The 24,020-nt window shown below is 71.9% G+C and carries 17 protein-coding genes, 1 pseudogene and 1 riboswitch; of the genes and pseudogenes, 10 read left to right on the top strand and 8 right to left on the bottom strand.

Annotated features, from left to right (window positions below):
• The first annotated feature begins 33 nt into the window (after nt 1–33).
• Nucleotides 34–2,319, top strand: coding sequence for a glycosyltransferase family 4 protein (locus tag BJF86_RS17165; protein WP_143553904.1), 2,286 nt, complete (start codon nt 34–36; stop codon nt 2,317–2,319).
• A gap of 268 nt (nt 2,320–2,587) precedes the next feature.
• On the opposite strand, the gene BJF86_RS16340 is transcribed toward BJF86_RS17165, so the two are convergent.
• On the bottom strand, nt 2,588–3,544 hold the full coding sequence (locus BJF86_RS16340) for an alpha/beta hydrolase (protein ID WP_075820522.1): 957 nt from the start codon (nt 3,542–3,544) through the stop codon (nt 2,588–2,590).
• A gap of 105 nt (nt 3,545–3,649) precedes the next feature.
• Here BJF86_RS16340 and BJF86_RS16335 point away from each other — a divergent pair, with 105 nt between their 5' ends.
• The 3 genes from BJF86_RS16335 (at nt 3,650) to BJF86_RS17740 (ending at nt 7,358) form a co-directional block, all read left to right on the top strand.
• Entirely contained in the window at nt 3,650–4,984 is a 1,335-nt protein-coding gene (locus BJF86_RS16335) for a nucleotide sugar dehydrogenase (RefSeq protein ID WP_075820520.1), read from the top strand.
• 37 nt (nt 4,985–5,021) lie between these two features.
• Nucleotides 5,022–7,037, top strand: a complete 2,016-nt coding sequence (locus BJF86_RS16330; RefSeq protein ID WP_143553903.1) for a DUF6541 family protein — start codon at nt 5,022–5,024, stop codon at nt 7,035–7,037.
• A gap of 129 nt (nt 7,038–7,166) precedes the next feature.
• Nucleotides 7,167–7,358: a hypothetical protein gene (locus tag BJF86_RS17740; RefSeq protein WP_143553902.1), complete on the top strand. Its 192-nt coding sequence runs from the start codon at nt 7,167–7,169 to the stop codon at nt 7,356–7,358.
• A 107-nt stretch (nt 7,359–7,465) separates the two neighbouring features.
• On the opposite strand, the gene BJF86_RS16325 is transcribed toward BJF86_RS17740, so the two are convergent.
• From BJF86_RS16325 to BJF86_RS16315, 3 genes are read right to left on the bottom strand one after another with little or no spacing between them, the layout of a single operon-like run.
• A complete protein-coding gene (locus BJF86_RS16325; protein ID WP_083653274.1) occupies nt 7,466–7,888 on the bottom strand; it encodes a hypothetical protein in 423 nt (140 codons plus the stop codon).
• Between the two features lie 9 nt (nt 7,889–7,897).
• Entirely contained in the window at nt 7,898–8,932 is a 1,035-nt protein-coding gene (locus tag BJF86_RS16320; protein ID WP_075820516.1) for a ribonucleotide-diphosphate reductase subunit beta, read from the bottom strand.
• Between the two features lie 37 nt (nt 8,933–8,969).
• Nucleotides 8,970–11,585: a ribonucleoside-diphosphate reductase subunit alpha gene (locus tag BJF86_RS16315; protein ID WP_075820514.1), complete on the bottom strand. Its 2,616-nt coding sequence runs from the start codon at nt 11,583–11,585 to the stop codon at nt 8,970–8,972.
• A gap of 145 nt (nt 11,586–11,730) precedes the next feature.
• Nucleotides 11,731–11,969, bottom strand: a riboswitch (cobalamin riboswitch).
• Nucleotides 11,970–12,096: 127 nt separating this feature from the next.
• Between BJF86_RS16315 and BJF86_RS16310 the strand changes: the two genes are divergently transcribed.
• The 5 genes and pseudogenes from BJF86_RS16310 (at nt 12,097) to BJF86_RS16295 (ending at nt 18,662) form a co-directional block, all read left to right on the top strand.
• Entirely contained in the window at nt 12,097–14,160 is a 2,064-nt protein-coding gene (locus BJF86_RS16310) for an NAD(+) synthase (RefSeq protein ID WP_075820512.1), read from the top strand.
• Nucleotides 14,161–14,377: 217 nt separating this feature from the next.
• Nucleotides 14,378–16,093: an assimilatory sulfite reductase (NADPH) hemoprotein subunit gene (cysI, locus tag BJF86_RS16305; protein ID WP_022923795.1), complete on the top strand. Its 1,716-nt coding sequence runs from the start codon at nt 14,378–14,380 to the stop codon at nt 16,091–16,093.
• Nucleotides 16,094–16,160: 67 nt separating this feature from the next.
• Nucleotides 16,161–16,853, top strand: a complete 693-nt coding sequence (locus BJF86_RS16300; RefSeq protein WP_414819954.1) for a phosphoadenylyl-sulfate reductase — start codon at nt 16,161–16,163, stop codon at nt 16,851–16,853.
• A pseudogene (locus BJF86_RS19220) lies at nt 16,789–17,363 on the top strand (flavodoxin domain-containing protein); the annotation flags it as partial. The gene BJF86_RS16300 and the pseudogene BJF86_RS19220, both read left to right, overlap by 65 nt.
• Before the next feature lie 153 nt (nt 17,364–17,516).
• Nucleotides 17,517–18,662: a sulfite reductase flavoprotein subunit alpha gene (locus tag BJF86_RS16295; RefSeq protein WP_414819953.1), complete on the top strand. Its 1,146-nt coding sequence runs from the start codon at nt 17,517–17,519 to the stop codon at nt 18,660–18,662.
• A gap of 219 nt (nt 18,663–18,881) precedes the next feature.
• Here the strand turns inward: BJF86_RS16295 and BJF86_RS16290 are convergent, their stop codons facing one another.
• Genes BJF86_RS16290 through BJF86_RS16280 form a run of 3 tightly spaced genes read right to left on the bottom strand, consistent with a single transcriptional unit; the run spans nt 18,882 to nt 20,881 of the window.
• Nucleotides 18,882–19,217, bottom strand: a complete 336-nt coding sequence (locus BJF86_RS16290) for a YnfA family protein (RefSeq protein WP_075820508.1) — start codon at nt 19,215–19,217, stop codon at nt 18,882–18,884.
• Nucleotides 19,218–19,239: 22 nt separating this feature from the next.
• Entirely contained in the window at nt 19,240–20,028 is a 789-nt protein-coding gene (locus BJF86_RS16285) for a glycerophosphodiester phosphodiesterase (protein ID WP_083653272.1), read from the bottom strand.
• A 34-nt stretch (nt 20,029–20,062) separates the two neighbouring features.
• Nucleotides 20,063–20,881, bottom strand: a complete 819-nt coding sequence (locus BJF86_RS16280; RefSeq protein ID WP_075820506.1) for an HAD-IIA family hydrolase — start codon at nt 20,879–20,881, stop codon at nt 20,063–20,065.
• Nucleotides 20,882–21,036: 155 nt separating this feature from the next.
• On the opposite strand from BJF86_RS16280, the gene BJF86_RS16275 reads away from it, so the two are divergent.
• Nucleotides 21,037–23,133 (top strand): cell wall-binding repeat-containing protein, encoded by a 2,097-nt coding sequence (locus tag BJF86_RS16275; protein ID WP_075820504.1) that lies wholly within the window; start codon nt 21,037–21,039, stop codon nt 23,131–23,133.
• A 91-nt stretch (nt 23,134–23,224) separates the two neighbouring features.
• Here BJF86_RS16275 and BJF86_RS16270 read toward each other — a convergent pair whose 3' ends face one another.
• Nucleotides 23,225–24,019: a spermidine synthase gene (locus BJF86_RS16270; RefSeq protein WP_075820501.1), complete on the bottom strand. Its 795-nt coding sequence runs from the start codon at nt 24,017–24,019 to the stop codon at nt 23,225–23,227.
• Nucleotide 24,020: the final 1 nt, after the last annotated feature.

The raw sequence follows: 24,020 nt of genomic DNA, 5'->3' as shown, positions 1-24,020 counted from the left end.
CTGCCCTCGAGGCGTCGCGATAGCGTGGCCCGCGTGCGGGTCCTGGTGGTGACGACGTGGTGGCCGACCTCGTCGTCACCGGCGACCGGCGTCTTCGTCGCCCGTGACGTCGCCGCGCTCGCGACCCGGCACGACGTGCGGGTGCTGCATCTCGTCGCTCCCGGGCTGGCGGGACGACCAGATGCTCGCCCGGACGGCGAGCTCGCGGGGATGGTGCTGACGGAGTCGGTCGTGCCGGTGGAGCAACTGGTCATGGACGTCAAGCGGCCGGATCACGTGCTGTGGGCGGCGCGGCGGGTGCGGGAGCTGTCCAGGGGCGCTGACCTGCTGCACACGATGGCCATCTCCTCGCTGCTGCCGCTGGCGGGCTGGCGGCCCTCGGTGCCGTGGGTGCACACCGAGCATTGGTCCGGGCTGCTGGCTCCGGAGACCTTGACCCCGGCCCTGCGCGTGGCCCGCCGCGCCGTGCGACCGCTGCTCGCGCGGCCCGACGTCGTGGCCGTCGTGGGCGAGGAGCTCGCGGCGGGGATGCGCCGCCTGCGCTCCGGCCCCGTCGAGGTGGTCCCCAACATCGTCACCGTGCCGGCCGAGCTGGCTCCCCGGAGGCGACCCGACGCCGACCTCGCCGGGCGCGGGGTGCTCGAGATCGTGGCGGTGGGCGGCCTCATACCTCGCAAGGACCCGGTGCGCACGGTCGAGACGGTCGCCGCCCTGCGGACCCGGGGGATCGCCGCGCGGCTCACCTGGATCGGCGAGGGCCCGCTGCGCGGGAACGTCGAGCTGCGGGCGGATGCGCTGTCCGTGCTGGTGCGGCTGCCCGGCGGGGTCCAACCGCAGGAGGTGCCGGGGCTGCTGGGGGAGAGCGACGTCTTCCTGCTGCCGACGCGCGCGGAGACGTTCTGCCTGGCCGCGGCGGAGGCGCTGGCGGCGGGTCGCCCCGTCGTGGTCGGTGACACCGGCGGCCCGCGGGAGTTCGTCGGTCCGCCCAGTGGGGCGCTGGTCCGGCCCGGTGCGGCCCCGGAGTCGTGGGCCGACGCGGTGGAGCAGGTATGGCGTGACTCCCGAGGCCTCAGTGCTGAGGAGATCTCTGGTCCGGTGGCGCGGCGCTACGGCCCGGAAGGGTATGCCCAGCGGGTGGACGAGATCTATCGGCGGCTCGTGGGGAAGGGCGGAGCGGTGGCCGGTCGTGGGTCAGGCGAGGGCCCTCCCGCGGATGTCACCCGGGAGCAGCCCCTCGTCGACCTGGTGATCGCGCTGCACTCGGCCGATCGGCAGGTCGGCCGCGCGGTGCGCTCGGTGCTCGACGGCTCACCTGGCGTCGACGTGCGGGTCAGCGTGGTGGCCCACAACCTGGCGTTGAAGGACGCCCGCGCCGCGCTCGGAGACCTGGCCGACGACTCCCGGGTCCGGGTGCTCGAGCTGGCCGACGGCATACCGAGCCCGAGCGGACCCTTCACCCTCGGTCTGGACGCTGCCACCGCACCCTGGACGGCGATCATGGGGTCCGACGACACGCTGGCCCCGGGGGCGCTCGCCGGGTGGCTGGCGGCGGCCGATGGCCTCGACCCTCAGACGCCGGTCGTCGTCGTGCCGCCGCTGCGTCTGGCGGGGCGACGCGTGCCGACGCCGCCGGTGCGTCCGGTGCGGCGTCTGCGGCCTGGGGGGCTGGATCTCGTGCGCGACCGGCTCAGCTATCGCTCGGCACCGCTCGGGCTGCTCTCGCGCGGCGCGCTCGCGTTGCCGGGCGCGCGGCTGCTCCCTGGTGCGTTCGTCGGGGGCGACGTGCCGATGGTGACCGCGCTGTGGTCGCAGGCGGAGGTCAGGTATGCCGCAGCCGCCCCCGCCTACGAGATCCACGAGGACGCCGGCGACCGGGTGACCTATGACCCGCGGCCGCTGGCGCAGCAGCTGGCCAGCGTCGATGCGTTGTGGGACCTGCCTGTCGGCCAGCAGTTGACGGCGACGCAGCGGCGTGCCGTGGCGACGAAGGTGCTGCGGATCCACGTCTTCGGCGCGATCCTCACGCGCGCCGACCCCACCTGGTGGACGCCCGCGGAGCGCGAGGAGCTGGCACGGGTGACCCGGCGGGTGCTCGCCGAGGCACCCGGCTGCGCCGACCCGCTCAGTGTGGCTGACCACGCCCTGCTGGCCGCGATCCTGGACGTCTCGGTGCCGGCGGATCGGATGATCGAGCTGGCCCGGGCCCGGCGCCGGCACGGGCATCCGCGGACGCTGCTGCCGTCGTCGTGGCGGCACGCGCTGCACCCGGAGGCCCCGCTGCGCTTCATGGCTGCCTCGCTGATCGCCTCGCGTCGGTGAGTCACGCCCGCGCTTGAGCGTCGCCTCCACCTGAGTCTCGTCACGCTCGTGCGCCTGGTGGTGACACAGCCGTGGGCGGGAGAACGCCTGTGTCACCACCAGAGGCACAGGTATGCCGCATCGGCCGTCCGATCGGCGCAGACCCCCCGGCCAGTGAGGGCATATCGCGCGGCCGGTCAGGGCATGTCGCGCGGACGGTCACGGCATATCGCGCGGCCGGTCGACGCAGACCGCGCGGCCGGTCGACGCAGTCCCCGCGGCCGGTCCATCAGGGGGCCGAGGTGGTGGAGGCGGGGAAACGGTCGTCGAGCCAGCCCACCAGCTCGGTCTCCACCTCGTCGCGGTTGACCTCGTGCAGCACCTCGTGGCGGGCGTCCGGCCAGATCCGGGTGGTCACGTCCTGCAGGCCGACGTCGCGGAACATCGCGGCGACCTCCTCGGTCCCGGCCGCGCCGCCCACGGGGTCGACCTCGCCCGCGACCAGGTGCACCGGCAGCTCCCGCGGCATCTGCGCGGCCACCGACGGCTGGCTCACCCACCGCAGCCCGGTGAGCAGGTCGCGGTAGAAGCCGGCGCTCGCGGTCGCCCCGGACAGCGGGTCGGCCTCGTAGGCGTCGACCTGCGCGGTGTCGCGCGACAGCCAGTCCGAGCGGGTGCGGTTGGGGCGGAACTGCGCGTTGTAGGGCCCCATCGTCAGCGCCGTCATGAGGTGGCTCGCCGCGCGCGGCCCGCGCAGCCGCGCCTCGAGCGAGGCGACGGTGAGGCCGAGGTTCCCCAGGAGGCCGGGGGCACCGGCGGTGCCGGAGAGGACCAGCGCGGCGAGCCGCTCGCCGTAGCGTGCGGCGTAGGCGCGGGCCAGGAGCGAGCCCATGCTGTGCCCGAGCAGCACGATGGGCACGCCCGGGAGGTCGGCCTCGATGCGGTCGGTCAGCGCGAGCAGGTCGTCGACGACCGCGGCGAAGCCGCCCTCGTCCGCCAGGTGCCCGAGCACCCCGCGCTCACCCCGCCCCGACACGGTATGCCCGTGGCCCCGGTGGTCGGGGGCGTAGACGGCATACCCGTGGTCGGTGAGGCGCTGGGCGAGGTGGTCGTAGCGCGCGGCGTGCTCGACCATCCCGTGGGCGATGAGCACGACCGCACGCGGCGCCTCCTCGGGCAGCCAGGTGGTGACGTGGACCGGGGTGCCGTCGGGGGTGCGCAGGACGAAGGATGAGGCGTCGGGCATACCCCCATGATCCCCGATGCCCGGGCGCCGAGCACGGCGGGGAGGCAGCGCCCCGGACCCGTATCCTGGGCCGGCAGGGATCGCCGACCAGGACGGGATGCAGGTATGAAGATCGCGGTTGTCGCGATGGGCAAGATCGGGCTGCCGCTCGCGGTGCAGTTCGCCGACGCCGACCCCGCCCACGAGGTGGTGGGGATCGACGTCAACCCCGAGACGGTCGCGGCCATCAACGCGGGCCGCGAGCCCTTCCCCGGGGAGGCGCACCTGGCCGACAAGCTCGCCGAGCTGGTGCCTGCCGGGCGCCTGCGCGCCACGACCGACTACGCCGACGGCATCTCCGGCGCGGACGCCGTGGTGGTGGTCGTGCCGCTCTTCGTCGACGACGTCACCGGCGCCCCCGACTTCGGCTGGATGGACTCCGCGACCCAGAGCCTGGCGCAGCACCTGACCCCAGGCACGCTCATCTCCTACGAGACCACGCTCCCGGTCGGCACCACGCGTGGCCGGTGGAAGCCGATGATCGAGCAGATCAGCGGGCTGACCGAGGGCGACGACGGTGGCTTCCATCTCGTCTTCAGCCCCGAGCGCGTCCTCACCGGTCGCGTCTTCGCCGACCTGCGGCGCTATCCCAAGCTGGTCGGCGGACTCACCGAGGAGGGCACGCGTCGAGCCGTCGCGTTCTACGAGGCGGTGCTCGACTTCGACGAGCGCGAGGACCTGGCTCGCCCCAACGGCGTGTGGGACATGGGCAGCGCCGAGGCGGCCGAGATGGCCAAGCTCGCCGAGACGACCTACCGCGACGTCAACATCGGGCTCGCCAACCAGTTCGCCCGGTTCGCGGACAGCGTCGGCATCGACGTGCACCGGGTCATCGAGGCCTGCAACTCCCAGCCCTACAGCCACATCCACCAGCCCGGCATCGCCGTCGGCGGTCACTGCATCCCCGTCTACCCACGGCTCTACCTCTCCACCGATGCCGACGCCACCGTCGTCCGCAGCGCCCGCGAGGCCAACGCCGCGATGCCGGAGTATGCCGTCGCCCGCGCCGAGGCGCTGCTCGGCTCGCTCGAGGGCCTGCGCGTCCTCGTGCTCGGCGCGTCCTACCGCGGCCGCGTCAAGGAGACCGCCTTCTCCGGGGTCTTCGCCACCGTCGAGGCGTTGCGGGGACGCGGCGCGCAGGTGCTCGTCCACGACCCGATGTATGCCGCTGACGAGCTCGCGGCCCTCGGCTGGGAGCCCTACGCCTGGGTGCCGGGCGAGGCCGGCGACCCGGTGGACGTCGCGATCGTGCAGGCGGACCACCCGGAGTACGCCCAGCTGTCCGCCGCTGACCTTCCCGGGCTGCGGGTGCTGCTCGATGGCCGCCGCGCCACCGACCCCGCCAGGTTCACCGGGGTGCCCCGCCTGACCATCGGCGGGGGCGAGCCGGTCGCGAGATGACGCGCCGTCCCGGGGGCCGGTCGTGGGCGCGCCGCCGATGAGCGAGGGTGTCGGCTGGCTGACGGTGCTGCCGGGGACGCTCGCCCTGGCGGTCCTCTGGGTGCTTCCGGGGTATGCCGTGCTGCGGGCCCTCGGTGCCCGCGGCCTGCTCGCGCTGGGCGGCGCCCCGGCGGTGACGACCGGGATCGCCGGGGTGCTCGCGATCGGCTACGACCTGCTCGGCGTGCCCTGGACGCTGTTGACCTCCGCGCTCGGCGCCCTGCTCGCCGCGGTCGTCGCCGGGCTCGTCGGTGCCGCGCTCGGCACGACGCGCGACCCCAGCGGGGTGACGGTCGCGGGCGAACGGGCGCTGCGGCATACCGAACGCGGCTGGCTCGCCCTCACCTGGCTGCTCGGCGGCGGCGTCCTCGCGGCCACGATGACGACCGGGATGGGCCGGGCGGACCAGCCGCCGCAGGCGTGGGACGCGGTCTTCCACCTCAACGCGCTGTGGTTCGTCCGGGAATCCGGCAACGCGAGCTCGCTGGGCGGGCTGGCGCCGATGTACGCCGACCAGGCCGCGCCCTTCTACCCAGCCGTGTGGCACGCGCTGGTGGCGATCGCGCCGGGTTTCGCCGGGGTGACCGAGGCCGCCAACGCCTCCTCGCTCGTCCTCGGGTCGGTGATCTGGATCGCCGGCCTCGTGGCCCTGGCGCGGGTGGTCTGGCCGGCCCGCGCCCTGCCGACCGTCCTGACCCCGGTGCTCGCCGCGACCTTCGTGACCTTCCCGGCGGTCTCCGTCTCCATGCTCGCGGTGTGGCCCTTCGCGCTGTCGACCGCGTGCCTGCCGGGGACGATCGCACTGCTCATCGCGACCCTGCGCGGCGTCCTGACCTGGCGGATGCACCTCTCGCTGGCGCTGGGCCTGGCCTGGGCCGTCGCCGGGGTGGTCCTCGCCCACCCCTCCGGCCTGTTCTCGCTGGCGCTGCTGGCCCTCCCGCTCCTGGCGGTCCTGCTCGTGCGTCAGCTGCGGCGGCAGTTCCGCCTCGGGCGGCGGGCGGTCGCGATCGGCGTGGGCGTCGGCGGCGCGCTGGGGGCGCTGGGCGTCGCCGCCTTCCTGCTGACCTTCCCGCCAGTGCTCTCGATCATGGACTACCAGCGCGGAGGGCAAGAGTCCTATCTCCCGGGGATGGGGTCGCTGGCGATCGACCACCCGCTGGTCTACGTCTACAAGATCACCTCGGTCAACCTCGTCGTCACGCTGCTCGTCTGGCTGGGGATCGCCCTCACGCTGCGGTGGCGGCACGCGCGCTGGCTCGTCGTCGCCCTCGGCGGGGCGGTGGTGCTCACGCTGCTCGCGGCCGGGCCCCCGGAGCAGCCGCTGCGGGTGCTCGCCGGGTTCTGGTACACCCAGGCCTCCCGCATCAACCAGCTCGTGCTCATCCCGGCGATCATGCTGGCGGCCGGGGCCGGCGGGTGGCTCTGCGGCCGGCTGACGCGGGTCCTCCGGGTGCGGGTGGAGTGGGTCGCCGCTTGGCTCGTGGTGGCGCTCGTCGTGCTCACCTCGGGGCTGCGCTGGACGAGCCAGGTGCAGGTCATGGCCTCGACCTACACGGCATACCCGATCGCCTGGGGGACGATGCTGGAGCCGGAGGAGATCGCGATGATCGACCGGGCGGGCCAGACCCTGCCGGAGGACGCCGTGGTCCTGGGCGAGCCGGTGGCCGGTTCGCCCTACCTGCTGCACCGCGCCGGCGTCGATGTCGTCTTCCCCCAGCTCAGCCCGATCCCCGACAGCCCGGCCCGGACGGTCCTGGAGGAGCGTTTCGATGAGTGGGCGAGAGACCCGGCCGTCTGCGCGGCGGTGCGCGAGCTCGGGGTCACCCACGTGTATGCCGACTCGCTCGACTACTACGACGGCCTCAACGCGAAGTACGAGAGCCGCACCCAGGGGCTCTACCTGCTCGACCCCGACGGCGGCAAGGGCAGTGGCGGCGCCGACGAGGCGGGCGCCTGGACGCTCCTGGACGAGGGCGGCCGTGCCTCGATCTGGGAGTTCAGCGGCTGCCAGTGACAGCCGGTATGTCATCTGAGCGCCGGTATGTCATCGGTGAGCCTCCTCGAACAGGCTGTGAGTTGACGACCGGCTCAGAGACGTGTCGTGACGACGGGCGCCGCCCGCCGATGAAGGTATGCTCTTCAGATGAGTCGAAAGAAGCCAGAGGCTTCATCAGCGACGTCAGCGGTGTCGGTGCTCATCCCCTCAGGCGATCAGCCGTTCGCCCAGGGTCCGACGCCGGCCTCGATCCACGACGTCACCGAGTACTTCCTGGTCGGCAGCTTCGTCAGCTGGCTGATCGCCCTGGGCAGCCTGGCCCTCGCCAGCCTCTCCTGAGCCAGCGACGATCCAGGGTGCGGTCACCATCCTGCGACCTTTGGTCGCCCCATAGCCGATGAAGGTTGCCGGAAGGTGACCGCACTGGGGGAGTCGAGGCACCAGGTTCACCTGGGGCCGGCGCGGGCGACGAGCTGCCGCACCTGTGAGTCGGCGTCCCCCGCGAGCCGGTCGGAGACCTCGTGCGGGCAGGCCGGGTGCACCGCCACCCACCGGCGCACCACGGCGACGGCGTCCCCGGCGAGCCGGTCCAGCAGATCCGGGCCGGCCCAGGCGTTGCGCGCCAGGGCGACCCGGACCCGGGTGTCCTCGTCCTCGGCGAGGGCGTGCAGCAGCTCGGCCGGCGCGTGCCGGTGCGCCGCCGCGCTGGCCCGGATCCCCGGTCGAGGGTCGCGTGCCAGCGCGGCGAGGCGGCGCACCGTGGACCCGGTCACCTCCGGCGAGCGGAAGGTCGACACCGGCGCCCCGTCGAGCGCGGCCACGCGCAACCGCCGGCGCTGCTCGTCGGTGAGGAAGGTGACGCAGGACATCCCCGCTCCTCAGGAGTCGGCGCGGGTGTTGACCTCGTAGGAGGTGTTGATCGACTCGAAGAAGTTGACCAGCTGCAGGGTGTCGTTGGCCGCGGCCATCCACTTGGCCGGGTTGGCGACGCCGTACTCCGGCTCGAAGCCCAGCTCCTCCAGCCGCCGGTCCGCGAGGTAGCGGACGTAGGTGTTGATGTAGTCGGCGTTGAGCCCGAGGATGCCGTTGGGCAGCATGTCCCGGTTGTAGGCCTCCTCCATCTCCACCGCGTGCAGGATCATCCCGCGGATCTCGTCGGCGAACTCCGGCGTCGCGACGTCCGGGTTCTCCTCGAGCACGGTGAGGATGAGGTTGATGCCGAACTTCAGGTGCAGGCTCTCATCGCGGACGATCCAGTCGATGAGGGACCCGAAGTTGCGCAGCAGGTTGCGCTGCCGGAAGCTCAGCGCCACCATGAAGCCCGAGTAGAACCAGATGCCCTCGAGGATGACGTTGTAGGCGACCAGGTTGCGGACGAAGTCCTGCTTGCCCTCGGTCGTGGAGATGTCCAGCGTCTGCTCGGTCATCCGCTTGATGAAGCGGACCTCGAACTCCTCCTTCGCGGCCATCGAAGGCACGTCGACGTGCGAGGTGTATGCCGCCTCCCGGTCGATGGGGAAGGTCTCCAGCACGTACTCGAAGCTCATGCAGTGGTTGGCCTCCTCCCACATCTGCTTGGCGAGGTAGAGGTGGCACTCGGCCGCGTTGACGTAGGGGTAGACGCCGAAGGCCAGCGCCTTGTTGACCAGCAGCTCGTTGGGGTTGAAGTAGCTCATGAGGAAGGTGAGCGCGTGCCGCTCGTCCTCACTCATCCGCTCGAAGTCGCCGAGGTCCTCGCCCAGCTGCACCTCGTTGGGGAACCAGGTGTTGGCGACGGCCTGGTCGTAGAGCTCCATGGCCCACGGGTAGGTGACGGGCTTGAGCAGCAGGCCCTCGCGGATGCCGGTGCCAAGGATGCCGTTGCCGACCTCGGTGCCGTTGCCGGTGGTGGTCGTGTCGAGGGTGTCGGTCATGGGGTCGTCTCCTCCGGGAGGTCTGGTCGGCGGGTGGTCACTGGCAGGAGTCGCACTGCAGGCGCTCCATCGGGTCGATCGGGCACTGCTGGCCGTCGACCTCGTCGACGACAGGCAGCTGCTCGACCTGCGGCGGCGCCTCGACCACGGGGGCCGGGGTCGGGGTCGCCGAGGGGCGGGCGGCTGCGCCGAAGCCGGAGCGGGCGGGCGCGCCGCTGCCGCCACTGGCGCCGAAGCCGCGCCGGGCACCGCCACCCCCTCCGCCGGTGGTCGGCTGGGCCGCCTTGTTGACCTTCACCGTCGACTGCTCGGCAGTGTGCCGGGGCATCATGTGCAGGTAGTAGGTCGTCTTGACGCCCATCCGCCACGCGGCGGAGTAGAGCTCGGCCATCGAGCCGACGTCGCGGCTCGCGAGGTAGATGTTGCGGCTGATCGCCTGGTCGATCCACTTCTGGGCGCGGGCGGCGACGTGCAGGAAGGCGTAGGGCGAGAGCTGGAAGCTGGTGCGGTAGATCTCGGTCAGCTCGGCCGGGACCCCCTCCACCTTGGACAGGTCGCCCTGGTGCCGCAGCAGGTCCTCGCGCACCTGCTCCCACAGGCCGAGCTCGCGCAGGTCCTCGACGAGGTTGCGGTTGACCTCGAGGAACTTGCCGGCGCTGGTGGCCCGGCTGAAGATCTGGCTGAACTGCGGGTCCAGCCCCGGCGTGGTGCCCGCGACCAGGCCGATCGAGGCGGTCGGGGCGATGGCCATGAGGGTGGAGTTGCGCATCCCGCCGCGCACCTTCTCGCGCAGCACGTCCCAGTCCATGGTGCTGCTGCGGTCGACCTCGACGGTCAGGCCACGGTCGGCCTCCATGAGCCCGATGGTGTCGACGGGCACCATGCCCTCGCTCCAGCGCGACCCCTCGAAGGTCGGGTATGCCCCGCGCTCACGGGCGAGGTCGGCGCTGGCGTCGATGGCGTGCCAGGACACGAACTCCACGAGCCGGTCGATGAGGTCGTAGGCCTCCGTCGAGTCGTAGGACATCCCGAGGCGTTCCACCACGTCGGTGAAGCCCATCACGCCCAGACCGAGCGCCCGGTTGAGCTCGTTGGACCGCTCGGACTCGGGGACCGAGCTGATGGTGATGTCGATGAGGTTGTCCAGCTGGCGGACGGCGAGGCGGGCCGAGTGGGCCAGCCGGTCCCAGTCGATGCTGACCTCGCCCTCGCTGCGCCGTCCGTGGACGTGCCGCGAGAGGTTGATCGAGGCGAGGTTGCAGACCGAGACGTTGTCACGGTCCTGCGGCAGCGTGATCTCGGTGCACAGGTTGGAGGAGTGGATCGTCCCGGTGTTGTTGTTGAGCGCCCGGGTGTTGATCGAGTCCTTCCAGGTCAGCCAGGGGTGGCTGGTGGTCTGCAACGAGACGAGGATGGCCTTCCACTGCTCCCGCGCCCGCAGCTTCTTGTGCCGCAGCGTCCCCGCCTTGGCCTGTGCGACGTAGCCGGCATACCGGGCGGAGAAGTCGGCACCGGTGGCCTCGACCAGGTCCGGGGTCTCCAGCGGGTCGAAGAGGAACCACTCGTCGTCGGCGGCGACCCGCTTCATGAACTCGTCGCTCAGCCACACCGCGGTGTTCGCGGTACGGGTCCGGCGGTAGGGGTCGCCGGAGTTCTGGCGCAGGTCGAGGAAGGCGGGGAAGTCGAGGTGCCAGTTCTCCAGGTAGAAGCACAGCGCGCCGAACTTCTTGCCGCCGCGGCTCACCGCCCGCAGGGTCGAGTCGATGGTGTGCATGAAGGGGATCGGCCCGGTCGAGGAGGTGTTGTTGGAGCGGATCGGGCTGCCCTCGCAGCGCAGCTTGGAGACCGACATCCCGATGCCGCCGGTGCCCTTGGTGAGCCACATGACGTCGCGCACGCTCTTGGCGATGTGCTCGATGTCGTCCTCCATCTGCATGACGAAGCAGTTGGAGAGCTGGCTGTAAGCGGTGCCGGCGTTGACGAGCGTCGACCCGGCAGCGAGGTACTCCAGCCGGGACATCGCGTCGTAGAACTGCAGCGCGGCGGTCGTGGGGTCGGCCTCGTTGACAGCTAGGCCCATCGCGACGCGCATCCAGAAGAACTGCGGCGTCTCCAGCACGGTCTTCGCCGGGTCGGAGTCGTTGAGGGCATACCGGGTGCGCAGCGTCTGGGCCCCGATGTAGCGCAGCAGGTCATCGCGCGAGGGGTCGAGCGCGTCGGCCAGCACCTCGAGGTCGAAGAGCTCGGTCAGCCGGGGGTCGAGCAGGCCGGTCCGGACGCCGCGGGCGATGGTCCCGGGGAAGTACTGCCGGTGCTTGGCGGCGATGACCTCGGGGTCGTCCTCACCGAGCAGGTCGCGGGTGTCGCCGAAGACGGCCTTGTACATCGTCTTGACCAGCAGGCGGGAGGCGATGGTGTCGAACGCCGGGTCGTCCTTGACGTTCTGCAGCGCGACCTGGATGACCGCCTCGTCCAGCTGCTCGCTGGTGATGCCGTCGAAGAGGGTGATCTCCAGCTCGGACTGCAGCTGGGTGGCCCGGACGACCGCGTCGTCCAGGCCGCGGGCCGCCGCCTCGATGGAGCGGGCGATCTCGTGCCCGTCGTAGGGAACTCGGGTGCCGTCGCGCTTGACGACGGTGGTGGTGCTGGCCATCGGTTCACCCCTCGTGAACTCGGTCCTGCTGCGAGAGGCGCCCGCGCCGGAGGAGGGGGAGGGGTATGCCGTGGGTCCCGCGGTCCTCGCGGGTCGCCACTGCCAGCCCCAGACCGTCCCTCGCGGTCACGAGCCACGCGCGCCATCGGGGCGCCCGTGCACTGGCAGGTCTTCGGACTCACGGGCGCCCGGTCGGCTCTCGCCTCCCGGTCCTACTGGTCGCGGCTTCCCACGCCCCCTCAGGGGCGCAGTGCCTGGATGCGACGGTCGTTCCCGTTCACCGCTGCGGGGCAGTCCCGGGTTCTCACCGGGTTCCCTCTTGCGACGACCACGACCCACGGGAGCCCCGTGGACCGCAGCCGAACCAGCTGCGTGCGCCACTATATACAGAAGAATGACACGGATGTAACCCCACATCTTGTGAATCCCCCCGAGCGGCGCGGGTGGTGGCCCGCTGCCCCACCGAGCGCTGCTGGTGGTGGCCCGCGGCACTCCTGACACACTGACCTGCGTGGAGTTCTACAGCGCCTACGACCAGGGCTTCGCCCGCATCGCCGCCTGCACCCTGCCGGTGGCGATGGCCGACCCGGCCACCAACGCCGAGCGCACCGTCGCCCAGCTGCGCGAGTGCGACGTCGAGGGGGTCGCGGTCGCGGTCTTCCCCGAGCTCGGGCTGACCGGGTATGCCATCGACGACCTGCTCCTGCAGGACGCCGTCCTGGACGCCACGGTCGACGCGCTGTGGTCAGTGGTCGAGGCGAGCCGCGACCTGCTGCCGGTCGTGGTGGTCGGGGCGCCGCTGCGGCACCGCAACCGGCTCTACAACTGCGCGGTGGTGATCCACCGTGGTGCCATCCTCGGCGTGGCGCCGAAGTCCTACCTGCCGAACTACCGCGAGTTCTACGAGAAGCGGCACTTCGCTGCGGGAGCCGGGACCGACGGCCAGACCATCCGGCTGCCGCGCGCGAGCCACGCGGACGCGGTGGAGGTGCCCTTCGGCCCGGACCTCCTCTTCCGGGCGGTGGACCTGCCCGGGCTGGTCCTGCACGCCGAGGTCTGCGAGGACCTCTGGGTGCCGGTCGCGCCGTCCTCCGAGGCCGCGCTCGCCGGCGCGACGGTGGTCGCCAACCTCTCGGGCAGCCCGATCACGGTCGGCAAGTCGGCGGAGCGGCACGCGCTCGCGGCGCAGGCCAGCTCCCGCCTGCTGTGCGCCTACGCCTACGCGGCGGCGGGGGAGGGGGAGTCCTCGACCGACCTGTCCTGGGACGGGCAGACGATGGTGCACGAGCTGGGCCGGCTGCTCGTGGAGTCCGAGCGCTTCGCGCAGGGCCCGCACCGCAGCGTCGCCGACGTCGACCTCGTGCGGATCCGGGCCGACCGGGCCCGGCAGGGCAGCTTCGACGACAACGCGCTCGCCCTCGGCGACCGGGTCACCCGCTTCCGCACCGTCGACCTCGTGCTCGACCCGCCGCGGACCGACATCGGCCTGCGCCGCACCGTCGACCGCTTCCCCTTCGTCCCGGACGACCCCGCCGACCTCGCGCAGGACTGCTACGAGACCTTCAGCATCCAGGTCACCGCGCTGGCGCAACGCCTCGGCGCCATCGGCGACCCGAAGGTCGTCATCGGGGTCTCCGGCGGCCTGGACTCCACCCACGCCCTCATCGTCGCGGCCCGGGCGATGGACCGCGCCGGGCGCCCGCGCAGCGACATCCTGGCCTTCACGATGCCCGGCTTCGCGACGAGCGACCACACCAAGGACAACGCGACCGAGCTCGCGACCTCGCTCGGCGTGACCCTCGAGGAGATCGACATCCGGCCGATGGCGCGCCAGATGCTCGAGGACCTCGGCCACCCCTTCGCCGACGGCGAGCCGGTCTACGACGTCACCTTCGAGAACGTCCAGGCGGGCCTGCGCACCGACTTCCTCTTCCGCGCGGCCAACCAGCGCGGCGGCATCGTGCTCGGCACCGGCGACCTCTCCGAGCTCGCGCTCGGCTGGTGCACCTACGGCGTCGGCGACCAGATGTCGCACTACACCGTCAACTCCGGGCTCGCCAAGACGCTCATCCAGCACGTCATCCGCTGGGTCGTCGAGGAGCAGATGTTCGACGAGGTGACCGGGCGCGTGCTCACCTCGATCCTCGACACCGAGATCACCCCCGAGCTCGTGCCCGCCGGCGAGGACGGGGCGGTCCAGTCCACGCAGGAGAAGATCGGGCCCTACGAGCTGCAGGACTTCACCCTGCACCACGTCATCCGGTTCGGTATGCCGCCCAGCCGGATCGCCTTCCTCGCCTGGCACGCCTGGCGAGACGTCGAGCACGGTCCGTGGCCGCCCGGCTTCCCGGAGGAGGGTCGCAACGCCTACGACCTGGCCACGATCCGACGCTGGCTGGTCCTCTTCGTCCAGCGCTTCTTCGCGTTCAGCCAGTTCAAGCGCTCGGCGCTGCCCAACGGGCCCAAGGTGTCCTCGGCGGGCGCGCTCTCGCCCCGGGGCGACTGGCGCGCCCCGTCCGACGCGAACGCCCGGGTCTGGCTGGAGGAGCTCGAGCGGCACGTCCCGCGCGGCTGACGTGCGCCCAGCAGGATCCCTCCGCACGCACCGTTCGTGCCCGCATACCGTGCGGCCGCCGGTCGGTATGCCCGCAGCCGCGCCGGTCGGGCGGGGCGGTTTGACGCATCATCCATGCCGGGGAATAAGGTTAGGCATAATCCTTGCTTACCGATGAGCAGGCACACCGACCCGGGTGCCTGCTCGCATCGTGACCCGACCGAAAGCCACGCACCCCATGCCGCAGAGCCAGCAGGACGCCCCGCTGATCGTCGAGGGGCCGCTGTCCGACAACGAGCGCCTCAAGCGCGAGAGCGACTACCTCCGCGGCACGATCGCGGAGGACCTGCGCGACCAGATCACCGGTGGCTTCGGGCCGGACAACTTCCAGCTCATCCGGTTCCACGGGATGTACCAGCAGGACGACCGTGACCTGCGGTCCGAGCGATCGCAGCAGAAGCTCGAACCGCTGATCAACGTCATGCTCCGGGCCCGGATGCCCGGCGGGGTCATCACCCCCGAGCAGTGGCTCGTCGTCGAGGACTGGGCGCAGCAGCACACGATGTACGGCTCGGTGCGGCTGACCACGCGGCAGACGTTCCAGTACCACGGCGTGCTCAAGCCGGACATCAAGGACACCCACCAGGCGATCAACGCCGCGGGCATCGACTCGATCGCCACCGCCGGCGACGTCAACCGCAACGTCCTGTGCTCCAGCAACCCGCTGGAGTCCGCACTGCACGCGGAGGTCTACGACTGGGCCGCGCGCATCTCCGAGCACCTGCTGCCGCGCACCCGGGCCTACATGGAGATCTTCCTCGACGGGGAAAAGGCGAAGAGCACCGAGGAGCCGATCCTCGGGAGCACCTACCTGCCGCGCAAGTTCAAGACCACCGTCTCGCTGCCCCCCAACAACGAGGTCGACGTCCACGCCAACGACCTCAACTTCGTCGGGATCGTCGAGGACGGCGAGCTCGTCGGGTGGAACGTCCTGGTCGGTGGCGGGCTGGCGATGACCCACGGGGACACCGCGACCTACCCGCGCAAGGCCGACGACCTGGGCTTCGTCCCGCTGGAGCACACCCTCGCGGTCGCCGAGCACGTCGTCACCGTCCAGCGCGACTGGGGCAACCGCACCGACCGCAAGAACGCCAAGACGAAGTACACCCTCGACCGTGTCGGGACCGACGTCTTCAAGGCCGAGGTCGAGCGCCGCGCCGGCGTCACCTTCGAGCCCTCCCGGCCGTACGAGTTCACCTCCCGCGGCGACCGCTTCGGCTGGGTCAAGGGGCACGACGGCAACTGGCACCTGACGGTCTTCATCCTCAATGGCCGCATCAAGGACCGTCCCGAGGCCCCGATCAAGACCGGGCTGCGACGGATCGCCGAGGTCCACCAGGGCCACTTCCGGCTGACCGCCCACCAGAACCTCATCATCGCCGGCGTGCCCCCGCGGCAGAAGCGCGTGATCGACCGCCTCGCGCGCGAGCACGGCCTCGTCGACGACACCACCACCCCGCAGATGCGCAGCTCGATGGCCTGCGTGTCCTTCCCCACCTGCCCGCTGGCGATGGCGGAGTCCGAGCGCTTCCTGCCCGGCTTCGTGCGGCAGGTCGAGGGGCTCCTGGACAAGCACGGCATACCCGAGGACCACATCGTGCTCCGGGTGTCCGGCTGCCCCAACGGCTGCTCCCGCGCCATGCTCGCCGAGGTGGGTCTGGTCGGCAAGGGCCCGGGGAAGTACAACCTGCACCTCGGCGGCAACCGGATCGGGACCCGGGTGCCCAAGCTCTACCGCGAGAACATCAGCGCCGAGGCCATCCTCGACGAGCTCGACCACCTCATCGGGTCCTGGGTCTCCGGGCGCGAGGAGGGCGAGGGCTTCGGCGACTTCCTCATCCGCACGGGCGTCGTGGCCGAGGTCATCGTCTCCCGCACCGACTTCCATGCATGACCAGCCGAGAGGACGAATCATGACGGCTCTGGCCAGGAACGACGACTGCTGCGCCCCCGCCCCGCTCATGCCGCACGACCTGGACGCCGCGGCGCTCCGGCTCGGCGGCCGCAGCGCCCAGCAGCGCGTCGACTGGGCGATGGACCACCTCCCCGGCGGGTATGCCGTCACCTCCAGCTTCGGCGTCCAGTCCGCGGTCATGCTCCACCTCGTGACCCGCCGGGTCCCGGACATCCCGGTCCTGCTCTTCGACACCGGCTACCTCTTCCCGGAGACCTACCGCTTCGTCGACGAGCTGACCGACCGTCTCGGCCTTAACCTGCACGTCTACCGCTCCCCGATGTCGCCCGCGTGGCAGGAGGCGAGGTTCGGCCGGCTCTGGGAGCAGGGCGTCGACGGGATCACGGAGTACAACCGGATCAACAAGGTCGAGCCGATGCAGCGCGCCATGAGCGAGCTCGGCATCAACACCTGGTTCAGCGGGCTGCGCCGCGAGCAGTCCGACGGCCGGGCCGACCGGCAGACCGTCGAGCTGCAGAACGGCCGGGCCAAGGTGCACCCCATCGTCGACTGGAGCAGCCGCGACGTGCACCGCTACCTCACCGAGCACGACCTGCCCTACCACCCCCTCTTCCACGAGGGCTACCTCAGCATCGGCGACACGCACACCACCCGCCGGGCGCAGGACGAGCTGGATGAGGAGGGCACCCGCTTCTTCGGGCTCGTCCGCGAGTGCGGTCTGCACGTGGAGCAGGGCTGACATGACGATCACCAGCACCGTCCCCCAGGGCGCGAGCCCGCTCTCGCCCGACCAGCACCAGCGGTTCTTCGAGCTCGCGGCCTCGCTGTCGCCCATGCAGAAGGTCTGGCTCAGCGGCTACCTCGCCGGCAGCGCCGAGACCGGGGCGCCCGCCGGGGCCGCCCCGGCCGCCGCCGCCGAGCCGGCCACCCTCACCGTGCTCTACGGCTCGCAGACCGGCAACGCCAAGCACGTCGCGGCAGAGCTGGCCTCGGCGGCCTCGGCCCGCGGCCTCACCGTCGCGCTGACCGACATGGCCGACTTCAAGCCCACCCAGATCAAGCACGAGAAGTTCCTCACCGTCGTCGTGTCGACCCAGGGCGAGGGGGATCCCCCGGAGACGGCGGAGAAGATGCACGCCTTCCTGGCCTCCAAGAAGCGCCCGACCTCGCCGGGACCCAGGTCAGCGTGCTCGGTCTCGGCGACTCCAGCTACGAGTTCTACTGCCAGGCCGCGGTGGACTTCGAGGACCGGCTCCGCGCGCTGGGCGCCCAGGTCGTCGCCGACCGGCTGCTGCTGGACGTCGACTACGAGGACCAGGTCCCGGGCTGGATCGAGACGACCCTGGACGTCTTCGAGCCCGAGCTGACCGCGGTGACCCCCGCCGGCGGGACCGTGGTGCAGATGCCCGGGCTCTCGGCGGCCGCGCCGACGGCATACTCCAAGCGGAACCCGTTTACCGCGGAGATCTCCGAGGTGCAGAAGATCACCGGCCGGGACAGCACCAAGGACGTCCGGCACGTGGAGATCTCGCTCGAGGGTTCCGGGCTGACCTACCAGCCGGGCGACTCGCTCGGCGTCTTCTTCCACAACGACACCGAGGCGGTGCAGGCCATGCTGGACGCGCTCGGCCTGGACGGGGGAGCGGAGGTCACCCTCGGGGAGCAGACCAAGACGCTGCGCGCCACCCTGACCGAGGACCTGGAGCTCACCCAGTCCTACCCCGGCTTCGTCGAGAAGTACGTCGGTGCCGCGGCCGAGCCGGTCGAGGCGCTGGCCGCGCTGGTCGAGGACAAGCCGGCGCTGCGGTCCTTCCTCGAGCAGCGGCAGATCTACGACGTCGTGCACGAGCACCCCGCCCGGATCACCGCCCAGCAGCTCGTCGACTCGCTGCGCAAGATGCAGCCGCGGCTCTACTCCATCGCCTCCAGCCAGAGCGAGGTCGAGGACGAGGTGCACCTCACCGTGGGCGTCGTCGAGTGGCACGGCTTCGGGCGGGCCCACCTCGGCGGGTGCTCCGGGCACGTGCGACGGGCCCAGGAGGGCGAGGAGGTGCGGGTCTACGTGGAGCCCGGGGACCACTTCCGGCTCCCGCAGGACCCCTCGGTCCCGACCATCATGATCGGCCCCGGCACCGGCATCGCGCCGTTCCGTGCCTTCCTGCAGGAGCGCGAGGCGCAGGGCGCCGACGGCGACAACTGGGTGATCTTCGGCAACCCGCACTTCACCCAGGACTTCCTCTACCAGGTCGAGATGCAGGCCTACCTCAGGTCCGGGCTGCTGACCCGGATGGACGTCGCCTTCAGCCGGGACCAGGCGGAGAAGGTGTATGTCCAGCACCGGATCTCCCAGCACGGGGCCGAGGTCTTCGACTGGCTGGAGCGCGGGGCGCACCTCTACGTCTGCGGCGACGCCACCCGGATGGCCAAGGACGTGCACGCCGCCCTCGTCGAGGTGGTCGCCGAGCACGGACGGATGGACGCCGAGGCGGCCGAGGACTACCTGGCCGCGCTGCGGGACGGCAAGCGCTACCAGCGGGACGTCTACTGAGTCAGGCCCGCCGGGCGCCCGGTCAGGCCGGCCGCGGGTCCGTGCGCACCCTTCCAACCCCAGGCGCCCCACTCGTCCCTCGATGCCAGGAAATGCCGATCTGCCCACGCCATAGCCTGCGCGGATCAGGATTTCCCGGCAGGTCGTGACTGGTGGGGTGAAGGGGGGCCGGCGAGGGATCGTCGGGCGAAGGCCGCCGCGACGCCGCTCCGCAGGTCCTTAGGCCGGCCGCGGGGCATACATGATGATCGCGACCCCGGCGAGGCAGACGAGGGCGTCGGTCACGTCCCACCGGTCGGGCACGAAGCCGTCGACGGCCATGCCCCAGGCGAGGGGCCCGGCGACGAAGACCCCGCCGTAGGCCGCGAGGATGCGGCCGAAGTTGGCATCGGGCTGCAGCGTGGCGAAGAAGCCGTAGAGGCCGAGGGCGATGACGCCGGCACCGATCCAGACCCATCCCCTGTGCTCGCGCACCCCCTGCCACACCAGCCAGGCGCCGCCGATCTCGAAGAGCGCGGCGAGCGCGAAGAGGACGAGGGACCGGAGCACGATCATCGGGTGGCCTCCGGGGCCGTCATCAGGCCGCGACCCACTGGCCGCGCTGCGTGAGCACGTCCTTGAGGACGTCGGCCCGGTCGGTCATGATCCCGTCGACACCGAGATCGAGCAGGCGGTGCATCTCGACCGGGTCGTCGATCGTCCACACGTGCACGGACTTGCCGATCTCGTGCGCGGCTGCCAGCGTGGTCGCTGTCACCACCTCGATGCCGTGGTGCTGCGGCGGCACCTGCAGCGCGTCGACCGAGCGCAGGGCCCGCGCGGCGACAGAGGCGCGGATGAGGGGTGGGAGCTCGGCCGCGGCGCGGAAGGAGGCGGTGCTGCGCTGGCCCGCCGAGGTCGCCACGGGCCGGGTCAGCCGCATGACGGCCGCGTCGCGGCGCTGGTCGGAGAAGCTGGTCACGCAGACCCGGTCGTGGGCGCGGGCGCGCTCGATGACGCGCACCAGCGGCACGATCGCGCCGGGGGTCTTGATGTCGATGTTGACCCGCAGGTCCGGGAAGCTCGACAGCAGCTCCTCGAGGCGCGGGACCGGCTCCTGCCCTCCGATCCTGGCCCGTGACACCTCCCGCCAGGACAGCTCGGGGATCGCGCCGCGCCGGTCGGTGACCCGGTCCAGGGTCTCGTCATGGAAGGCCACGACCATGCCGTCCCGCGTCGCGTGCACGTCGGTCTCGACGTAGCGGTAGCCGAGGTCGACCGCCGCCTCGAAGGCGGCCATGGAGTTCTCCAACCCGGCCGCGGCGGGGTCGAAGCCACGGTGGGCCATCGGGATCGGGCCGGGGTGGTCCAGGTAGGCCGTGCGCACCCTCCGAGGGTATCCGCCGGGCGGCCGGCCCCGGTCACACGTCGCTGCGCGGCGGCTCGATCTCGGAGGCGACCGGACCCGACGGCACGAGCTCGCCCACGCCGCCCAGCACCTCGTCCGGCCGGAACGGGTAGGAGGCGAGGGTGTCGAGGCTGCTGATGCCGGTCGTGACGAGGACGGTGTGCAGCCCTGCCTCCATGCCCGCCACGATGTCGGTGTCCATGCGGTCGCCGATCATGCCGGTGCTCTCGCTGTGCGCCCCGATGGTGTTGAGCGCCGAGCGGAACATCATGGGGTTGGGCTTGCCCACGACATACGGCTCACGTCCGGTCGCCTTGGTGACGAGCGCGCTGATCGCTCCGGTCGCCGGGAGGATCCCGTCGGCGCTCGGCCCGGTCGCGTCCGGGTTGGTGGCGATGAAACGGGCGCCGTCGGCCACGAGCCGGACCGCGGTGGTAATGGCCTCGAAGGAGTACTGCCGGGTCTCGCCGATGACGACGAAGTCGGGGTCCGTCTCGGTCATCGTGAAGCCGGCCTCGTGCAGAGCGGTGATGATGCCGGCCTGCCCGACCACGTAGGCCGACCCGCCGGGCTTCTGCGTGGCGAGGAAGTCGGCCGTCGCCAGGGCGCTGGTCCAGATGCGCTCCTCGGGCACGGGCAGGCCGGAGTGGTGCAGCCGCGCGGCGAGGTCGCGCGCGGTGAAGATGGAGTTGTTGGTGAGGACGAGGTAGGGGGTGTGGGTCGTCTCCCAGTGGTCGATGAGGTCGCGCGCGCCGGGCAGCGCGCGGTTCTCGTGCACCAGGACGCCGTCCATGTCGGTCAGCCAGGCGTCGATGTCGTCGCGGGTCCGCATGGTCTCAAGGCTAGGCCCGGCAGATGACGGCGAGGTTTCCCGAGGCCAAGACCCAGTCCCGCGCCGGGGGATGAGCGCGACACCGGTGCGACACGGCGGTCCTACCGTGCTCCCGTCCCGTACCGGGAGCGAGTGAGCGACAGATGGGATCAAGGATGATGCATCGGACGCGGGCCTTCGCGGTGGCGGCGGCCCTCATGGGTGTCTCGGTGATGGGCACCGGGGCATACGGAGCCGAGAGCGAGGGGAGGGGGGAGAACGAGTCCGCACCTCCTCTCGCCACGACCGACGAGGTCGAGGCCGCCGGCGCGCTGGAGATCGCCTCGGCCATGGCGGTGGACGACCAGCTCGTCACGGGTGCCGAGTTCGCGCCCCTTCCCGCCAGCGATGCCGGAGCCAGCGCCGGTGTCGGGTCGGACCTGACCGGCTTCCCCGTGGACGGCGAGGAACTCGCGGTGCTGAGTACGGGGCTGCTCGACAGCGTGCCCGCCCCCGGCTTCTTCGCCGACACGAGCCTGGGAGGAGATGCAGTGCGCGGGGACTCCGACCGGGACGTCACGGTTCTGCGCCTCGACCTGGACATCCCCGACGGGGCGAACTGCCTGGGCTTCGACTTCCGCTTCCTCTCCGAGGAGTACCCGAGATACGTCGGGACCGAGTACAACGACGCCTTCATCGCCGAGGTGGGCGAGTCGACCTGGACCACCGACGGGTCGTCCATCATCGCCCCCGACAACATCGCCTTCGACGAGGACGGCGAGGTCGTCAGCATCAACTCGACCGGCATCGGCGGCATGACTCCGGAGCGGGGTGCGGGCACCGCCTTCGACGGGGGCCTGGGGTCCGAGGACGGGAACGCCGACGGAGCGGCGACGGTGCGGCTCTCGGCCTCCCAGCAGGTCTCCCCGGGCCAGGAGTCCCTCTACCTCTCGATCTTCGACCAGGGAGACCGCTCCCTCGACTCCGTGGTCTTCCTGGACAACCTGCGCGCCGGCTTCGCCCCGGACCCGGGTCTCGACTGCACCCCCGGTGCCGTGGTCGTCACCCACGACCTCGACCTGAGCCCCGCGACGGGCACCGGTCCCGTGGGGAGCGAGCACACGGTGACGGCCACGCTCACCGAGGACGACGGGCCGGTGCTTTCCGACGCGGAGATCGAGTTCGTGGTGACCGGGGCCAACTCCGCCACCGGGACGAGCGTCACGGATGGCGAGGGCAACGCGCAGTTCACGTATGCCGGCGCGAACCCGGGCGCCGACACGATCACCGCCTGCTACCGCCACGACGGTGCGGAGGCCTGCACCGCCTCGGCCTCGGTCGCCTTCTCCTGGACGGCGCAGGAAGGCGCCATCGAGCGGATCTGGGGTCCGGACCGCTACGGCACCGCGTCGCAGGTGAGCGCGACCTGGGAGCCCCACGTGCCCGTGGCCTACATCGCCACCGGCGTGAACTACCCCGATGCCCTGCCCGCCTCCGCCCTGGCGGGTGCGACGGACAGCCCCGTCCTGCTGACCAAGACGAACGCGCTGCCCGCGGACACGGTGGACGAGCTGGCTCGGCTGATGCCCGAGCGGATCGTCGTCCTCGGTGGTGATGTGGCCGTGTCCCCCGACGTCGAGGCCCAGCTGGCGGACCTCGCCCTGGCCGACACCCCCGACGAGGTCACGAGGCTGGAAGGCAAGGACCGCTTCGGCACCGCCGCCGCGGTGGCGGGCGAGTTCGCGGACGGTGACGTGGTGTACGTCGCCAGGGGGACCGACTTCCCGGACGCCCTCGCCGGCGCGGCACGCGCGGGTCTCGAGGGTGCCCCGGTGCTGCTGACGCGCACCGAGAGCGTCCCCGCGGCCACCCTCACGGCTCTGGCCGAGCGCGATCCCGAGCAGATCGTCGTCATCGGTGGCGACGAGGCAGTCTCCGACGACGTGGTGGAGGTGCTGGAGGGGTATGCCGACGACGTGGACCGCCTCGCCGGCGAGGACCGCTACGGGACCGCGGTGGCGGTCTCCGGTGACTACCCCGCGCCGGCCCCCGCCGTCTTCATCGCGACCGGCGAGGTCTACGCCGACGCGCTCACCGGCGGCCCCCTGGCGGCCCGGCTAGCCGCCCCGGTCCTCCTGACCCACCAGGACGAGCTCCCCCTGGCGACACGGGAGGAGCTGGACCGTCTCGCTCCCTCCAGGATCATCATCCTGGGTGGGACGACCGCGGTGAGTGCCGGTGTCGAGGAGGCCCTGCTGCCGTACCTGGACTAGGGGGCAGGTCGGTCCCAGGGTCAGCGGCGGGGCTGACCCTGGGACCGCGCGCTGCCCCCCGACCACCCTGTCACCCCTGGGTGGCTGGGGGTCAGCGCAGCCGCAGCGGGCCCGAGTCCGGGGGAGGGGGTGAGGGCTCCCCGACCTCCCCGAACGGCTGGACCCCGCGCTCGGAGCGCGCCACCTCGGCGCTGGGTCGCCAGCGGGTGGGGAAGGTCGCCCGCGCCGCCTCGCGGGTGAGCGTCACGTCGTCCAGCGGTCTCGCCGAGGCGACGAGCACGACGTTGCCGTAACGCTTGCCGGTGGCGACCTCGCGCAGCACCAGCTGGCCCACGTGCGGCAGCGACTGGCGCAGCGTGGCGCCCAGGCGGGCGACCCACCTCAGCCCGGGCAGGTCGGCCCCGTTGACGAGGACGAGACCCTCCGGCGCGAGCACGCGTGCCAGCTCCGCGGCGAACGACCCTCCCGCGAGCGCGCCCGGCACCCGGCCCTCGTCGAAGGCGTCGACCACGACGACGTCGGCCGAGCCGTCGCGCAGCCCGCCGATCCCCTCCTGCCCGGTCTGCGGCCGCACCCGGATGCGGTGGCCGCGCGGCAGCGGCAGCTCGCGACGGACCAGCTCGATGAGCGCGGCGTCCGGCTCCAGCACGATCTGCGGGGAGCCCGGGTGGGTGCGGTGCACCCAGCGGGCCAGGGTCATACCGGCGCCGCCGACGTGCGTCACCGCGAGCGGCGCCGGGTCGGGTCGCAGCGCGCGCAGGACGAGGGCCAGGTGCTCGACGTACTCGAAGACGAGGAGCTCGGGGTCGTCGAGGTCGACGTAGGACTGGGGGTGCCCGTCCCGGAGGACCGTGGCGCCGCCCCGCTCGTCCCGGACGATCTCCACC

It is taken from the genome of Serinicoccus sp. CNJ-927 (assembly GCF_001942435.1).
In the GTDB taxonomy this organism is placed as follows: Bacteria; Actinomycetota; Actinomycetes; order Actinomycetales; family Dermatophilaceae; genus Ornithinicoccus; species Ornithinicoccus marinus.
Note: the sequence above shows the minus strand (reverse complement) of the source record. Positions and strands in the feature narration are given on the sequence as shown.

What these genes read in the sequence shown, in the direction of transcription:
- BJF86_RS16340 (WP_075820522.1), bottom strand. Translation starts at nt 3,544, where the DNA reads ATGCCCGACGCCTCATCCTTCGTCCTGCGCACCCCCGACGGCACCCCG.
- BJF86_RS16335 (WP_075820520.1), top strand. Translation starts at nt 3,650, where the DNA reads ATGAAGATCGCGGTTGTCGCGATGGGCAAGATCGGGCTGCCGCTCGCG.
- BJF86_RS16330 (WP_143553903.1), top strand. Translation starts at nt 5,022, where the DNA reads ATGAGCGAGGGTGTCGGCTGGCTGACGGTGCTGCCGGGGACGCTCGCC.
- BJF86_RS17740 (WP_143553902.1), top strand. Translation starts at nt 7,167, where the DNA reads ATGAGTCGAAAGAAGCCAGAGGCTTCATCAGCGACGTCAGCGGTGTCG.
- BJF86_RS16325 (WP_083653274.1), bottom strand. Translation starts at nt 7,888, where the DNA reads ATGTCCTGCGTCACCTTCCTCACCGACGAGCAGCGCCGGCGGTTGCGC.
- BJF86_RS16320 (WP_075820516.1), bottom strand. Translation starts at nt 8,932, where the DNA reads ATGACCGACACCCTCGACACGACCACCACCGGCAACGGCACCGAGGTC.
- BJF86_RS16315 (WP_075820514.1), bottom strand. Translation starts at nt 11,585, where the DNA reads ATGGCCAGCACCACCACCGTCGTCAAGCGCGACGGCACCCGAGTTCCC.
- cysI (WP_022923795.1), top strand. Translation starts at nt 14,378, where the DNA reads ATGCCGCAGAGCCAGCAGGACGCCCCGCTGATCGTCGAGGGGCCGCTG.
- BJF86_RS16300 (WP_414819954.1), top strand. Translation starts at nt 16,161, where the DNA reads ATGCCGCACGACCTGGACGCCGCGGCGCTCCGGCTCGGCGGCCGCAGC.
- BJF86_RS16295 (WP_414819953.1), top strand. Translation starts at nt 17,517, where the DNA reads ATGCCCGGGCTCTCGGCGGCCGCGCCGACGGCATACTCCAAGCGGAAC.
- BJF86_RS16290 (WP_075820508.1), bottom strand. Translation starts at nt 19,217, where the DNA reads ATGATCGTGCTCCGGTCCCTCGTCCTCTTCGCGCTCGCCGCGCTCTTC.
- BJF86_RS16280 (WP_075820506.1), bottom strand. Translation starts at nt 20,881, where the DNA reads ATGCGGACCCGCGACGACATCGACGCCTGGCTGACCGACATGGACGGC.
- BJF86_RS16275 (WP_075820504.1), top strand. Translation starts at nt 21,037, where the DNA reads ATGATGCATCGGACGCGGGCCTTCGCGGTGGCGGCGGCCCTCATGGGT.